At 69.4% G+C, this 14,537-nt stretch carries 14 protein-coding genes; 5 read left to right on the top strand and 9 right to left on the bottom strand.

Annotation, left to right across the window (positions count from 1 at the left end):
• Window positions 1-138 precede the first annotated feature (138 nt).
• Genes ACWCRB_RS14925 through ACWCRB_RS14915 form a run of 3 tightly spaced genes read right to left on the bottom strand, consistent with a single transcriptional unit; the run spans window position 139 to window position 3,379 of the window.
• A complete protein-coding gene (locus tag ACWCRB_RS14925) occupies window positions 139-1,146 on the bottom strand; it encodes an asparaginase (RefSeq protein ID WP_450996430.1) in 1,008 nt (335 codons plus the stop codon).
• Window positions 1,147-1,196: 50 nt separating this feature from the next.
• Window positions 1,197-2,693 (bottom strand): amino acid permease, encoded by a 1,497-nt coding sequence (locus tag ACWCRB_RS14920; protein WP_450996426.1) that lies wholly within the window; start codon window positions 2,691-2,693, stop codon window positions 1,197-1,199.
• Window positions 2,690-3,379, bottom strand: coding sequence for a FadR/GntR family transcriptional regulator (locus ACWCRB_RS14915; protein ID WP_450996429.1), 690 nt, complete (start codon window positions 3,377-3,379; stop codon window positions 2,690-2,692). Before ACWCRB_RS14915 ends, ACWCRB_RS14920 begins: the two co-directional genes overlap by 4 nt.
• Before the next feature lie 201 nt (window positions 3,380-3,580).
• Here ACWCRB_RS14915 and ACWCRB_RS14910 point away from each other — a divergent pair, with 201 nt between their 5' ends.
• Window positions 3,581-4,126, top strand: coding sequence for a GNAT family N-acetyltransferase (locus ACWCRB_RS14910; RefSeq protein ID WP_450996425.1), 546 nt, complete (start codon window positions 3,581-3,583; stop codon window positions 4,124-4,126).
• Here ACWCRB_RS14910 and ACWCRB_RS14905 read toward each other — a convergent pair.
• The 6 genes from ACWCRB_RS14905 to ACWCRB_RS14880 form a co-directional block, all read right to left on the bottom strand.
• On the bottom strand, window positions 4,066-4,899 hold the full coding sequence (locus ACWCRB_RS14905; protein ID WP_450996424.1) for an undecaprenyl-diphosphate phosphatase: 834 nt from the start codon (window positions 4,897-4,899) through the stop codon (window positions 4,066-4,068). The two genes, ACWCRB_RS14910 and ACWCRB_RS14905, sit on opposite strands and share 61 nt — an antisense overlap.
• 85 nt (window positions 4,900-4,984) lie before the next feature.
• Window positions 4,985-5,341 carry a fluoride efflux transporter CrcB gene (gene crcB / locus ACWCRB_RS14900; protein ID WP_450996423.1) on the bottom strand — a complete coding sequence of 119 codons (357 nt, stop codon included), beginning with the start codon at window positions 5,339-5,341 and terminating at the stop codon, window positions 4,985-4,987.
• Complete coding sequence (crcB, locus tag ACWCRB_RS14895; protein ID WP_450996422.1) at window positions 5,338-5,766, bottom strand: fluoride efflux transporter CrcB; 429 nt, start codon at window positions 5,764-5,766, stop codon at window positions 5,338-5,340. The genes crcB (ACWCRB_RS14900) and crcB (ACWCRB_RS14895) overlap by 4 nt, the downstream gene beginning before the upstream one ends.
• Before the next feature lie 150 nt (window positions 5,767-5,916).
• A complete protein-coding gene (locus tag ACWCRB_RS14890) occupies window positions 5,917-6,204 on the bottom strand; it encodes a helix-turn-helix domain-containing protein (RefSeq protein ID WP_450996421.1) in 288 nt (95 codons plus the stop codon).
• 198 nt (window positions 6,205-6,402) lie between these two features.
• Window positions 6,403-7,986 (bottom strand): glycoside hydrolase family 53 protein, encoded by a 1,584-nt coding sequence (locus tag ACWCRB_RS14885; RefSeq protein WP_450996420.1) that lies wholly within the window; start codon window positions 7,984-7,986, stop codon window positions 6,403-6,405.
• A 154-nt stretch (window positions 7,987-8,140) separates the two neighbouring features.
• On the bottom strand, window positions 8,141-10,162 hold the full coding sequence (locus ACWCRB_RS14880) for a beta-galactosidase (RefSeq protein ID WP_450996419.1): 2,022 nt from the start codon (window positions 10,160-10,162) through the stop codon (window positions 8,141-8,143).
• A 200-nt stretch (window positions 10,163-10,362) separates the two neighbouring features.
• Between ACWCRB_RS14880 and ACWCRB_RS14875 the strand changes: the two genes are divergently transcribed.
• The 4 genes from ACWCRB_RS14875 to ACWCRB_RS14860 are packed head-to-tail and all read left to right on the top strand — an operon-like array spanning window position 10,363 to window position 14,529.
• A complete protein-coding gene (locus ACWCRB_RS14875; RefSeq protein ID WP_450996418.1) occupies window positions 10,363-11,679 on the top strand; it encodes an ABC transporter substrate-binding protein in 1,317 nt (438 codons plus the stop codon).
• Entirely contained in the window at window positions 11,676-12,599 is a 924-nt protein-coding gene (locus tag ACWCRB_RS14870) for a carbohydrate ABC transporter permease (protein ID WP_450996417.1), read from the top strand. Before ACWCRB_RS14875 ends, ACWCRB_RS14870 begins: the two co-directional genes overlap by 4 nt.
• A complete protein-coding gene (locus ACWCRB_RS14865) occupies window positions 12,596-13,501 on the top strand; it encodes a carbohydrate ABC transporter permease (RefSeq protein WP_450996416.1) in 906 nt (301 codons plus the stop codon). Before ACWCRB_RS14870 ends, ACWCRB_RS14865 begins: the two co-directional genes overlap by 4 nt.
• Window positions 13,498-14,529 (top strand): LacI family DNA-binding transcriptional regulator, encoded by a 1,032-nt coding sequence (locus ACWCRB_RS14860; RefSeq protein WP_369031876.1) that lies wholly within the window; start codon window positions 13,498-13,500, stop codon window positions 14,527-14,529. Before ACWCRB_RS14865 ends, ACWCRB_RS14860 begins: the two co-directional genes overlap by 4 nt.
• Window positions 14,530-14,537: the final 8 nt, after the last annotated feature.

Raw genomic sequence — 14,537 nt, 5'->3', positions numbered from 1 at the left:
CCCGCCCCCAACCCCCCCCACGTGTCGTCTTAGCCGGCCCGCGCCGCGCGGGGGGGGGGGGGGGGGGGCGCCCCCCCCCCCCCCGGGATGGGACGGGTAGGGGCGGCGGGGGCGAGGAAGGAATGCGTGCGGATCCCCTTACCGACGCACCACCGGATCGAGCACGCGGGCCGGTCGGACGCTGCCGACAGGTTCGCCGCCCCCCAGCAGAGCCTCACCCGCGAACTCGGTGAGCGCCGCCCCCTCGACACCGGCCCGGACTAGCGCCGCCGCCGTCACCGGAACGCGCGCCCGATTCGCACCGTCGGCGATCTTCACCGCGACGGAACGGCCGTCCGGGAGCGCGGCGACCTGGACGCCCTCGAAGCCGTCCTTGCTGAGCAGCCCGGGCACTGCCCGCATCAGCGCGGCCACGTCCCGGCCGGAGCCGGAGGCCATCTCGGCGTGGTCGCGCATCGCGTCGGCGACCAGCGCCTCCGGGGTGTCCGGGGCGGCGGTGGTGATCCGGGCGGCGGCACGGGCGAGGCCGTGCAGGGAGATGGAGAAGAGGGGTGCGCCGCAGCCGTCGACGGTCACCTGGGCGATGTGCTGGCCGGTGAGGTCCTCGACGATCTCGGCGATCGCCTGTTGGAGGGGGTGGGCGGGGTCGAGGTAGGTGTCGAGGGGCCAGCCGTTGAGCTTGCAGGTGTAGAGCATGGCCGCGTGCTTGCCGGAGCAGTTCTGGGCGAGGCGGGAGGGCGGTCGGCCCTCGCGTATCCAGGTGTCCCGGACGACCGGGTCGAACGGCAGGTCCGTCACGTTGCGCAGGTCGTGCTCGGTGAGGCCGGCGAGTTCCAGGATGCGGCGGGTGCCGGCCAGGTGGCGTTCCTCGCCGGAGTGACTGGCGGCGGTCAAAGACAGCAGTTCGCCGTCGAGAGGCAGGCCCGCCCGCAGCATCGCCACCGCCTGGACCGGCTTCAGGGCGGAGCGCGGATAGAAGGCCGCCTCGATGTCGCCGACCTGCAACTCCACCTGGCCGTCGGCGCCGAGGACGACGACGGAACCGTAGTGGATGCCCTCGATGACCCCGCCGCGCACGAGGTGCGCGACGGGAGAGTGGAGGGGTTCACGGATCGCGGGAGCGTCCGCGAGAGAACTGCCGTACATGGCTGCCTGCGCTGCTTCCTGCATTACTGCATCCTGCATCACTGCGTGGTTCACGCGTCGGCTCCGGCCGACCCGCTGGATCCGGTGGACGGGTTGGAGGGGGTGGAAGGGTTGCCTTCGGCGGCCTTGCGGGCCACCTGGGCGCGGACGCCGTACCAGCCCGCGACCAGTGCTCCTGCGATCAGCGGGAGACACAGCACGGTGGTACGGCCGGCGCCGCCGTCGGCGTACATCAGGACCAGGACGGAAGCGAGGAAGGCCAGCGTCACGAGTTCGGTCCACGGGGAGCCGGGGAGGCGGTAGCTCGGGCGGGTCAGCTCGCCGTTCTCGGTCTTCCGCCAGAACACCAGGTGGCAGACCATGATCATGCCCCAGGTGGCGAGGATGCCGATCGCGGCGAAGTTCAGCACGATCTCGAACGCGTCGGCGGGGACGACGAAGTTCAGGCCGACACCGAGTACGCAGAAACCGCTGGTGAGCAGGATGCCGCCGTACGGGACCTGGCTGCGGCTCATGTTGCCGGTGAACTTCGGCGCGGAGCCGGACATCGCCATGGAGCGCAGGATGCGGCCGGTGGAGTACAGGCCCGAGTTGAGGGACGACATGGCCGCCGTGAGGACGACCAGGTTCATCACGCCGCCGGCCGCCGGGATACCGATGTTGGACAGGACGGTCACGAAGGGGCTCTCGCCGGACGTGTACTTGTTCCACGGCAGCAGCATCGAGAGGAGGAGGACCGAGCCGACGTAGAAGAGGCCGACACGCCACATGATCGAGTTGATCGCCTTCGGCATGATCTTCTCGGGGTTCTCGGTCTCGCCCGCCGCGACACCGACGAGTTCGACGGAGGCGTAGGCGAAGACGACGCCCTGGATGATCAGCAGCATGGGCAGCAGGCCGTTGGGGAAGACGCCGCCGTTGTCGGTGATCAGGGACGGGCCGGGGGTGGTGCCGTCGACCTCGTGCTGGGTGACCAGCAGGAAGATGCCGATCAGCATGAAGACGACGAGGGCGCTGACCTTGATGATGGCGAACCAGAACTCCATTTCGCCGAACATCCTCACCGAGATCAGGTTCACGGTGAGGACGACCGCCAGGGCGATCAGCGCGAGCACCCACTGCGGGATGTCGGAGAACAGGCCCCAGTAGTGGGTGTAGAGGGCCACCGCGGTGATGTCGGCGATGCCGGTGGTGGCCCAGTTCAGGAAGTACATCCAGCCCGCGATGTACGCGCCCTTCTCGCCCAGGAACTCACGGGCGTACGACACGAACGCACCGGAGGAGGGCCGGTACAGGACGAGTTCGCCCAGTGCCCGGACGACGAGGAAGGCGAAGATGCCGCAGACCGCGTAGGCGATGAAGAGGGACGGGCCGGCGTCGGCCAGTCGGCCGCCCGCGCCGAGGAACAGGCCGGTGCCGATGGCACCGCCGATGGCGATCATGTTGACGTGCCGGGCCTTCAGCGACTTGCTGTAGCCCGCGTCACCGGCGTCGACGTGAACGGCCTTTTTGTGCTCCGTACCGTCCTGGAGGGATTGCTCGCTCACGCGTCGGTTCCGCCTTCCGGGGATGTCTCGTGGGGGGTGTCCGTGTGCGCGGGGCGCACGATGTCGGTGAGGGTCCGGGAGACCCGGTCGAGGTGGTGGGACATGGCCTCGACCGCGTCGTGCTCACTGCGGTCGATCAGGGCCTCGACGATCGCCCGGTGCTCGCGGTTGGACTGCTCGCGCCGGCCGCCCAGCTCGTTCAGGAAGGCCGACTGCCGGGCCAGCGCGTCCCGGATCTCCTCGATCACCCGGCGGAACACCGGGTTCTGGGCGGCCTGCGCCACGGCCAGATGGAAGAGGGTGTCCATGGCGACCCACGCGGTGGTGTCGGTCTCGTGCTCCATGCGGTCGAGCAGGTGGGCGAGGTGGTCGAGGTCCTCGGGCGTACGTCGTACGGCCGCGTAGCCGGCGACCGGGATCTCGACGTGCCGGCGGACTTCGAGGAGGTCGCTGGCCGCGTAGTCGCCGAAGGTGGGGTCCTCGACGGTGCTGGACACCACGAAGGTGCCCTTGCCGGTACGGGAGACGGTCAGGCCCATGGTCTGCAGGGCCCGCAGGGCCTCCCGCAGCACGGGCCGGCTCACCTCCAGGCGCCGGCACAGCTCGGCCTCGGAGGGGAGCTTGTCCCCCACGGCGTAGTCTCCGCGCTCGATGGCGCTGCGCAGATGACCGAGGACCGCTTCCATCGCGCTGACGCGCCGCGGTACCGAGCCACCTGTCTGGCTGTCTGACAGGTTCACGGGGGTGATACTCCGGGTGGCGGGACGGGGCTGTCAAGGGTGCGCGGCCCGGGACCGCCTCACACTCCGGGTACGGAGGCAGCTTGAGGCGGCTCTCGGCGGGAAAATCCGTGGAGGGCCTTGCCCGGATGCCACGACCATATGGGCATGCCGAGGGTCGAACGGGTGGGCGACGAGAACTGGGCCGCGCTCAAGGCACTACGTCTGCGCGCGCTGGAGGTGGACCCCGACGCGTTCGGTGCCACCCTGGCCGAGGAGAGCGCGCGGGACGAGGCGTTCTGGCGTCGGCGGATCCTGGTCGGCGACTGGTTCCTGGCCCGGACCGCGGAGGAGGCGGTGGGCATCGCCGCGTTGGTGGCGCCGCCGGCGTCGTCCGAGGACGAGCGCCAGCTCGACGCGATGTGGGTGGCTCCGTCCTGGCGCGGGCGAGGCGTGGGGGAAGCGTTGATCGACGCGGCTGTCGAGCACGCGGCTCGGCGCGGTGCCACGTCGGTCTCGTTGACGGTGGTGGACGGCAACACGGCCGCGCGGGGCCTCTACCTACGCATGGGGTTCCAGCCCACGGGAGAGCGCTCGCCGCGCCCCCGTGACCCCGGCCGGATGCACGAGCGGTTCCGGCTGACCCTGGGCGCTCAGTTCAGGACGCCCGCCCCCAGCAGCCCCAGCAGCAGCACCCCGACGACGATCCGGTAGATCACGAACGCGTCGAAGGAGTGCTTGGCGACGAACTTCAGCAGCCAGGCGATGGAGGCATAGGCGACGACGAAGGAGACCACCGTGCCGACGGCCAGCGGCGCGACGCCCACGCCCGCGCCCAGGGCGTCCTTCAGCTCGTACAGCCCGGCGCCGGTCAGGGCGGGGATGCCGAGGAAGAAGGAGAGCCGGGTGGCGGCGACCCGGTCGAGGTCGAGGATCAGCGCCGTCGACATGGTGGCGCCCGAGCGGGAGAAGCCGGGGAACAACAGGGCCAGGATCTGTGAACTGCCCACCAGCATCGCGTCCTTGAACGACGTGTCGTCCTCGCCGCGCTTGTGCCGGCCCATCTGGTCCGCGGCCCACATCACCCCGCTCCCGACGATCAGCGAGGCGGCGACCACCCACAGCGAGGCCAGTGGCCCCTCGATCAGCGGCTTGGCGGCGAGGCCCACGGCGACGATCGGGATCGTCGCGCAGATGACCCACCAGGCGAACTTGTAGTCGTGGTGGTGCCGCTCGTCACGGTTGACGAGCCCCCTCCCCCACGCGGACACGATCCGGACGATGTCCTTGAAGAAGTACACGAGCACGGCGGCGATCGCGCCGACCTGGATGACGGCCGAGAACCCGACGACGGCGTCGTCGTCGACGGGGATGCCCATCAGCCCCTCGGTGATCTTCAGATGACCCGTCGAGGAGACCGGCAGGAACTCGGTCACCCCCTCGACGGCTCCGAGGACGACGGCCTGACCGACGGAGATGGCGCTCATGGAATCCAGTTCTGCTGGGGAGGGGCGGGCTGCGGCGGCCAGTCCTACTACACGCGGGCAAGACCCGGTCGCCCTCCGACCGGCCCTACAGCGCCCCGCCCAGCCAGACGCCCGCGAAGGCGGCCCCGAGCCCGGCCACCACGCTCGCCGTCACATAGGCGGCGGCGAGGAGACCGGCCCCGTCCTCGGCGAGCCGCAGGGTCTCGTACGAGAAGGTCGAGTACGTGGTCAGCGCACCGCAGAAGCCCGTGCCCAGGAGCAGCTGGAGGTGCTGGCCCGGGGCGGCGCCGGTGAGCAGACCGAGGATCAGACAGCCGGTGACGTTGACGGCGAAGGTGCCCCAGGGGAAGGCGGTGTCGTGCCGGGACCGGACCACCCGGTCGGTGAGATACCGGAGGGGTGCGCCGACCACTCCGCCCGCGATCACGAGCAGCCAGTTCACAACGACTTCTTACCCTTCAGGACCCGCCGGGTGGCGGTCGCGGCGAGCGTCACGGCGGCGAGGGCCGCGAGGAGGGTGGCGGCGAGGTAGGCGAACCCGGTGCCGGGGTGACCGTGCTCGACCAGCTTCTGGATGTCGACGGCGTACGTCGAGAAGGTGGTGAACCCCCCGAGCACACCGGTCCCGAAGAAGGGCCGTACGAGGGGGTGAACGGCCCATACCTCCGTGACGACGACCATGAACACGCCGATCACGGCACAGCCGACGACGTTGACCCAGAAGGTGGTCCAGGGGAATCCCCCGCTGTGCGCAGGCCAAACGAGGGCGGCCCCGTACCGGGCACAGGCCCCGATCGCACCACCGACCGCGACCACTGCGACGACGGGCGCCTGACCGCGCAGAACGGGGGTGGCGGGGGCGGTCATGCTCGTACGTCTCCTACTCACCGCCGCGTCGGTCAACATGCCAACGCTGGGGGTGCAGCTTATCCAGGTTGCGGTAAGGCGCCCCGATAGGGGCGCGGGGAACTGCGCGACAAGCCCCCACCGGCCCGCAGCCAAAGTCAACCCACCAAGTCACCACCCCTTCTCGAACATCCGAGCCACCTCAGCAATCCGCACCTCATCAGGCCGATAAAACGTCCGCCACCGAATCCGCTTCGTACGAACAGCCCCGATCCCCGCCAGCACCCCCAGATGGCTGTGGGCCACAGACCGCGGAACCCCGAGTTTCGCCGCCACGGCCGCCGCCGTGACCCCGTCCTCGACCGGATCCCCGTGCCGCTGGGCCGGAAAATGCGCGGCCGGATCCTTCAGCCACTCCAGGATCTCCAGGCGTTGCCCGCCCCCCGGTCTCTTCAGCATCGCGCCTCCTCGTCCCGGTCACCCCGTGCCGCACTTCCCAATGTCCCGCAGACAGGGCCGCCACGTCCGGGGCTTCGCACCTCTTGGCCGAGGTCGAACCCTCCTCGTCACGTACGTGAGTTCGAGCAAGCCCTTGCACATCAACGCGCAGGGGCCCGGACACCCCCCTCTGGTGTCCGGGCCCCTGTCACTTCGGGCTCAGCGGTGGCTGAACCACGTCATCGCGGGGAGCGCCTTGTCGTCGTAGCCGAACAGGGCCTGGTTCTCCCAGCCGTTGCCGGAGGAGGAGTCCGTGGGGTCCCAGCCGTTGCCGGTGACCGCGGTCCAGGTCGCCTCCCAGTAGAAGACGCCGAGGCCGCGGCCGTTCGGGACGGCCTCCACGATGTTCAGGATGTCCCGGAACCAGGCCGACTGCCCGGCCGTGGACGCCGGGTACCCGGAGACCAGTTCACTGCTCAGGTCGATGATGTTCTCGTGCGAGTCCTCGCTGTCGAGACGGAAGGGGTAGGCCGTCTCGGCGACGTACACCGGCTTGCCGTAGCGGGAGGCCGCGTCGTCCAGGGTGGTCTGGAAGTCGTAGAGCGAACCGTGCCAGTAGCCGTAGTACGACAGGCCGATCACGTCGAACTTCACGCCGTTGGAGACCGCGCTGTCGAACCACCAGCGGGTGCCCGACAGGTCGCCGCCCTTGGCCAGGTGCAGCGCGACGGTCGTACCGGAGTTGACCGCCTTGACCGCGTCGTAGCCGGAGTTGAGCAGCCCGGCGAGCTGCGACCAGTTGGAGGTCGAGCCCTCGGACCACAGCATGCCGCCGTTGATCTCGTTGCCGACCTGGACCATGTCGGCGGTGGTGCCCTGGGACTTGAGGGCGTTGAGAACGTCGTACGTGTGGTTGTAGACGTCCGTCTTCAGCTGGCTGTACGAGTGTCCGGCCCAGGCGGCCGGCTTGGACTGGGCGCCCGGGTCGGCCCAGGTGTCCGAGTAGTGGAAGTCGACCAGGAGCTTCATGCCCTGCGCCTTGATGCGCTTGGCGATGGCGAGGACGCGTGTCTTGTTGTTGTAGCCGTCGGCCGGGTTGACCCAGACCTTGACGCGCGCGTAGTTCATGCCGGAGTTCTTGAGGACGGTGAGCGCGTCGCTCGTCGTGCCAGAGCTGGACTTGTAAGTACCGCCCAGCGCCTCGCTCTTGGGGAGGGAGGAGATGTCGGCACCCTTGATGGACAGCCCGCCGGTGCCGGAGGCGAAGGTCAGGTCGTCGACGTTGATCCAGTTGCCCGCGTTCGCATCGGAGTTGATGCTGATCGTGCACTGGTTGTTCGTCACCGCGATCGGCACGACGATCCGGATCCACCCGCTGGCGGAGACGGGCAGGTCGGTGCGCTGTTCCGAACTGCCGCAGTTCTTCAGGGCTATGTAGGCGGAGTTCTGGCCGCCGCCCGAGCGCACCCACGCGGTGAGCTTGTAGTTGCCGTTGGTCAGCCCGGACAGGTACTGGTAGGTCTCCACCTTGTAGGCGGAGGCGGAGTAGTGGGACAGGCGGTAACTGCCGCCGTGGCCACCGGACTCCACGTACGAGGCACCCGTACTGCCGTACTCCGACCAGCCGTTGGGTACGGCAGCGCCCGAACCGTCGGCCTCGAAGCCGCCGTTGGTGAGGGTGCTGGCCGCCTGTGCGGAGGTGGCGGGCAGGGCGGTGAGGGCGAGGCCCGCGGCGAGCGGGAGCAGCAGGGCCTTGAGCGCGCGCCTGGTGGTGCGCCCGGGTGTGCGTCTGGGATGGAACATCGTCGTCCGTCGTCCCTTCGACGTGATGGGTTGGGGGTGTCCCTCCCGAGGGGAAGGAGGGGCCCCTCCGCCCGCGGCTCTCGTGGCACGCACGGGCGGAGGGGAACTTGCGGCTCAGCCGTCGAGCCCGGTCGGTCGGGCTCGGTCGTCGAACTCAGCTGTCGAGTCGTACGACCCGGACGGCTCCGGCGGGCAGCGCGAGGCGGCCCGAGGCTCGTTCGCCGGTCAGGAGTTCGGTGCCGGGGGCCTCCAGGGGCACCTTGGCGTCCGACGCGGTGTGGTTGACGGCGAACAGGTAGGTGCCGGACTCGCCCGTGCGGCGGACGAGTTCGACGTCGTGCGGGAGGTCTGCGCGGGGTGCGAGGTCGGCGTCCTCGGTGGCCCAGCCGAGCAGGGCGTCCAGGCCGTGCGCGTCGAGGCGGGTGGAGACGTACCAGGCGGTGCCCTCGCCGAGGCGGTGGCGGGTGACGGCCGGCTGGTCGGCGGTGAGTCCGTCGGCGTACGTCCACACGGTCTCGGCGCCGCGCGGGACGACGAACTCGGTCCAGACGTCGCCGGTCAGCTCGGAGCCGTCGGGTCCTGTGATGCGTACGGCGTCGCCCTGGAGCAGCGGCGAGAACTCCTCGACGGTCAGGCCGAGTACGTCGCGCAGGGCGCCCGGGTAGGGGCCGTCGTGCACGGCGTCGTGCTCGTCGACGATGCCGGAGAAGTACGAGACGACGAGGGTGCCGCCGTTCTCGACGTACTCCTTGAGGTTGTTCCCGGCGGCCTCCGTCATCAGGTACAGGGCGGGTACGACGACAAGGGGATAGGCCGACAAGTCGGCTTCCGGGTGGGCGAAGTCGACCGTGAGGTGGCGGTCGTACAGGGCCTCGTAGAAGGCGTCGGCGCGCTCGCGCGGGTCGTGGTCCTCGCTGGGGCGCCACTGGAGGTTCTGCGCCCACCAGGAGTGCCAGTCCCACAGGACGGCCACGTCGGCGACCGTGCGGGTGCCGCGGATCGGGGCCAACGAGTCGAGGGAGGCGCCGAGTTCGACGACCTCGCGCCAGACGCGGGTCTCGGTGCCGCCGTGCGGGAGCATCGCCGAGTGGAACTTCTCGGCGCCGCGCCGGGACTGGCGCCACTGGAAGAACATCGCGCCCTCGGAGCCGCGGGCCACGTGGGCGAGGGAGTTGCGGGCCATCTGGCCCGGTGCCTTCGCGGGGTTGCGGGGCTGCCAGTTGATGCCCGAGGTGGAGTGCTCCAGGAGGATCCAGGGGGCGCCGCCGCCGACGGAACGGGTGAGGTCGGCGGCCATCGCCAGGTTGACGTGGGTGCGGCGGCCGTCGGTGATCAGGTAGTGGTCGTTGGTGACGATGTCGACCTCGCGGCCCCAGGCCCAGTAGTCGACGGAGTCGCACTGGCTGAGCGCGGTCATGAAGTTGGTGGTGACCGGGATGCCGGGCGCGAGGCGGTGCAGGATGTCCCGCTCCCTCACGAAGTTCTCGCGCATGGTGGCGTCGGCGAACCGCTTGTAGTCCAGCGCCTGGCCCGGGTTGCCGACCGTGGGGGTGGCGCGCGGCGGGTTGATCTGCTCGAAGGTGGCGTAACGCTGGCCCCAGAAGGCCGTTCCCCAGGCCTCGTTGACGCCGTCGACCGTCTCGTACGTCGTCTCCAGCCAGCGGCGGAAGTGGGCGGCGCAGGAGTCGCAGTAGCAGGCCGAGACCGGGACGCCGTACTCGTTGTGGACGTGCCACATGGCGAGCGCCGGGTGGGAGCCGTAGCGCTCGGCGAGCTGCGTGGTGATGTTCGCGGCGGCGGCCCGGTAGTCGGCGTTGCTGTGGCAGATCGCGGCGCGGGAGCCGAACTCGTAGCGCACGCCCTCCGGGGTGACCGGCAGGGCTTCCGGGCGCTCGCGGTAGAACCAGGCCGGCGGAGCCACCGTGGGCGTACCGAGGTCGGCGCGGATGCCGTTCTCGTGCAGGAGGTCCAGGAGGCGGTCGAGCCAGCCGAAGTCGTACACCCCGGGCGCGGTCTCCAGCAGGGCCCACGAGAAAATTCCGACGCTGACCATCGTGACGCCGGCCTCGCGCATCAGCCGGACGTCTTCCTGCCAGACGCTTTCCGGCCACTGCTCGGGGTTGTAGTCCCCGCCGAAGGCCAGCCTGGTGAGGCCCGTGGGGGTGGTCTCCGGCATGGATTGTCTCCCGATCGGTCTGTCGCTCTGGAACATATCTTGGGAACGTGCACACACAGCTTTAGCGGCGCGGGGCCTAGATAACCTCATGGCAACAACCATTGACAAGTGTCGAGGATGTTTCTCTACTGTGAACGCTCACAGAAGCATGGCGGGCTTTCGCAGCAGGCGGGAGCCCCATGGTCAGGGGAGAACGTTCCATGCCGAACACGAAGCAGTGGCGCCTCGTGGCAACCGCGGTCGCCGTCACGCTCGGCGCCACCACACTCGCCGCATGCGGGTCCGACGACGACAGCGAAGCCCAGTCCGGCCCGGTGTCGCTGACGTACTGGACCTGGACGCCCGGCATGGACAAGGTCGTCGACCTGTGGAACAAGGGGCCGGGCAAGGAGCAGCAGATCACCGTCACGGTGAAGAAGCAGGCGTCCGGCGACACCCTGGTCACCAAGATCCTCACCGCGCACAAGGCCAAGAAGGCGCCGGACCTGGTGCAGGCCGAGTACCAGGCGCTGCCGACGCTGGTCAGCAACGACGCGCTCGCCGACATCTCGGGCGAGGTCGGCGACGCGAAGAAGGACTTCGCCGACGGGGTCTGGCAGCAGACGACGCTGGGCACGGACGCGGTGTACGCGGTGCCGCAGGACATCGGGCCGATGATGTTCTACTACCGCGAGGACCTCTTCAAGCAGTATGGCCTGAAGGTCCCGACGACCTGGGAGGAGTTCGCCCAGACCGCCCGTGACCTGAAGAAGAAGGCCCCGGACAAGGACCTCACCACCTTCTCCGCCAACGACTCCGGTCTCTTCGCGGGCCTCGCCCAGCAGGCCGGCGCCAAGTGGTGGACGACCTCCGGCGAGAAGTGGAAGGTCGGTATAGACGACGCGGCGACCCAGAAGGTCGCCAAGTTCTGGGGCGACCTCGTCAAGGAGGACGCCATCGACAACCAGCCGATGTACACCCCGGCCTGGAACAAGGCGCTCAACACCGGCAAGCAGATCGCGTGGGTCAGCGCGGTGTGGGCGCCGGGCACGCTGACGACGGCCGCGCCGGACACCAAGGGCAAGTGGGCCATGGCCCCGCTCCCCCAGTGGTCGGCCTCCGAGGACGTGACGGGCAGCTGGGGCGGCTCCTCGACCGCCGTCACCACCGACTCCGGCCACAAGGCGGCCGCCGCGAAGTTCGCCGCCTGGCTGAACACCGACGGTGACGCACTGGCCGCGCTCGCCAAGGAGGGCGGGATCTACCCGGCCGCCTCGGGCGCCCAGCTCAGCGGCGCGTTCCTCAAGTCGCCCGACTTCTTCTCGAACCAGTCGGACTTCTACACCAAGGCCGCCGAGATCGCGAAGACCACGGCGCCGTCCGCTTGGGGCCCGAACGTGAACGTGGCGTACACCTCGTTCAAGGACGCGTTCGCCGCGGCCGCGAAGAACAAGTCGGACTTCGGTGCTGCCCTCAAGACGATGCAGGACGACACGGTCGCCGACCTGAAGAAGCAGGGCTTCGGAGTCGCGGAGTGACCAGCGCACGCCGGAGGTCGTACGGGGTCAAGGGGGCCCCGTACGCCTTCCTCCTCCCCGCGGTGATCCTCTTCGCCCTGTTCTTCGCGCTGCCCATCGGCTACGCGCTCTGGCTGAGCCTCCACAAGGTGAAGGTGTCCGGCCTGGGCCTCGGTTCCGGGGCGCGCAAGGAGGTCTGGGCGGGGATCGGCAACTACACCGACGCCCTCACCGACAGCGAGCTGCTGGACGGCGCGCTGCGCGTGGTCGGCTACGGCGCGATCGTGGTCCCGGTGATGCTGGGTCTCGCCCTTGTCTTCGCGCTGATGCTCGACGCGGACAAGGTGCGCCTCGCGCCCTTCACCCGGCTCGCGATCTTCCTGCCGTACGCCATTCCCGGCGTCGTCGCCGCTCTCCTCTGGGGCTTCCTCTACCTCCCGGACGTCAGCCCCTTCTACTTCGTCCTCGACAAGCTGGGGATGCCGCAGCCGGACCTGCTGGACGGCGGTCCGCTGTATCTCGCCCTGTCCAACATCGCGGTGTGGGGCGGTACGGGCTTCAACATGATCGTCATCTACACCTCGCTGCGGTCGATCCCGGCCGAGGTGTACGAGGCGGCGAAGCTGGACGGCGCCACCCCGCTGCAGGTCGCGCTCAGGATCAAGATCCCGATGGTGGCGCCCTCGCTGGTGCTGACCTTCTTCTTCTCGATCATCGCGACGCTCCAGGTGTTCAGCGAGCCGACCACGCTCAAGCCGCTCACCAACTCCGTGTCCACGACGTGGAGTCCGCTGATGAAGGTGTACCAGGACGCCTTCGGCAAGGGTGACATCTACTCGGCCGCGGCCGAGGCGACGATCATCGCGATCGTCACGCTGATCCTCTCGTTCGGCTTCCTGCGGGCCGCGAACTCCCGTAACAAGCAGGAGGCAGCACGATGAGTTCTCTTGCCGTGGGCAAGGCGGAGGCGGCGACGGGCACCAGGCCCGGCACCGCACAACGCCCACCCCTGCGCAGCCGCATCGCCCTGGTCCCGACGATCACCCTGCTCCTGGGTGCCCTGTACTGCCTGCTGCCCGTCGCGTGGGTGGTGATCGCGGCGACGAAGTCGGGCAGTGAGCTGTTCTCCACGTTCACGTTCCTGCCCGGCAGCGGTTTCACGGACAACGTGAAGGAGCTGAGCGCCTACCGCGACGGCGTCTACTGGAAGTGGATGGGCAACTCCGCCCTGTACGCCGGTCTCGGCGCCCTTCTGTCGACGGCGGTGAGCGCCATCAGCGGATACGCCCTCGCGATCTACCGCTTCCGCGGCCGGGAGACGGTGTTCAGCGTCCTGATGGCGGGCGTGCTGATGCCGCCGGTGATCCTCGCGATCCCGCAGTACCTGCTCCTGGCGAAGGCCGACATCACGGACTCCTACGCGTCCGTGCTGCTGCCGCTGATCCTCTCCCCGTACGGCATCTACCTCGCGCGGATCTACGCGGCGGCGGCAGTGCCGGCCGACGTGGTCGAGGCCGGGCGGATGGACGGCGCGGGCGAGTGGCGGATCTTCACCAGGGTCGCGCTCCCGATGATGATCCCGGGTCTGGTGACGGTGTTCCTGTTCCAGTTCGTGGCCGTGTGGAACAACTTCCTGCTCCCCTACATCATGCTCAGCGACGACGAGAAGTTCCCGATCACGCTGGGTCTGTTCACGCTTCTCGAACAGGGAGCGAACACCCCGGCCCTCTACACACTGGTGATCACGGGCGCGCTCCTGGCGGTCATCCCGCTCGTCGCGCTCTTCCTGGTCATCCAGCGGTTCTGGAGCCTCGACCTGCTGTCCGGAGCCGTAAAGTCATGACCATGAGCAATACCGGGGGCCGGCGCAAACCGCCGACGATCCACGACGTGGCGCGCGAGGCGGGGGTCTCACGAGGCACCGTCTCGCGTGTGCTCAACGGCGGGCACTATGTCAGCCCGACCGCCCAGGAGGCGGTGAACGCGGCTATCCGCAAGACGGGTTACGTGGTGAACCGCCACGCCCGTTCGCTCATCACCGGCCGCTCCGACTCGATCGGCTTTCTGCTGACGGAGCCTCAGGAGCGGTTCTTCGAGGACCCCAACTTCAATGTCCTGCTGCGGGGTTGCACCCAGGCACTGGCGGCGCACGACATCCCGTTGCTGCTGATGCTGGCGGGCACGGAGGACGAACGGCGCCGCATCACGCGGTACATCACCGCCGGTCACGTCGACGGGGTGCTGCTGGTCTCCAGCCACTCCGGCGACCCGGTCGCGCAGGAGCTGTGCGAGGCGGGCGTCCCGCTGGTCGCGTGCGGCAAGCCGATCGGGCTCGGTTCCAAGGTGAGCTATGTGGCGGCGGCCGACCGTGACGGCGCCCGGGACATGGTCCGCCATCTCCTGTCGCTGGGCCGCCGCCGGATCGCCGTGGTGACCGGCCCGCTCGACACCCCGGGCGGTGTGGAGCGCCTCGCCGGATACCGGGAGGTCCTGGCCGAGGAGGGCATCGAGTACGACGACCGGCTCGTCGTCTCCGGCGACTACAGCCGGGCCAGTGGGGAAGCGGGGGCCGAGCGGCTGCTGGCGCAGTGCCCGGACCTGGACGCCGTGTTCGTCGCGTCCGACCTGATGGCACAGGGGGTGCTGACGGCACTGGAGCGGGCGGGGCGGTCCGTTCCCGGGGACGTGTCCGTGGGCGGCTTCGACGACTCCTCGGCCGCGCTGGCCGCCCGGCCCCAGCTGACGACAATCCGACAGCCGTACGACCGGATCAGCGCCGAGATGGTCCGGGTGCTGCTCGCGCAGATCGGCGGGGAGGATCCTGCGGCGGTGATCCTGCCGACCGAGCTGATCAAGCGGGGGTCCGCCTGAGTCGTCCG

Source organism: Streptomyces sp. NPDC002156 (assembly GCF_053593675.1).
Note: the sequence above shows the minus strand (reverse complement) of the source record. Positions and strands in the feature narration are given on the sequence as shown.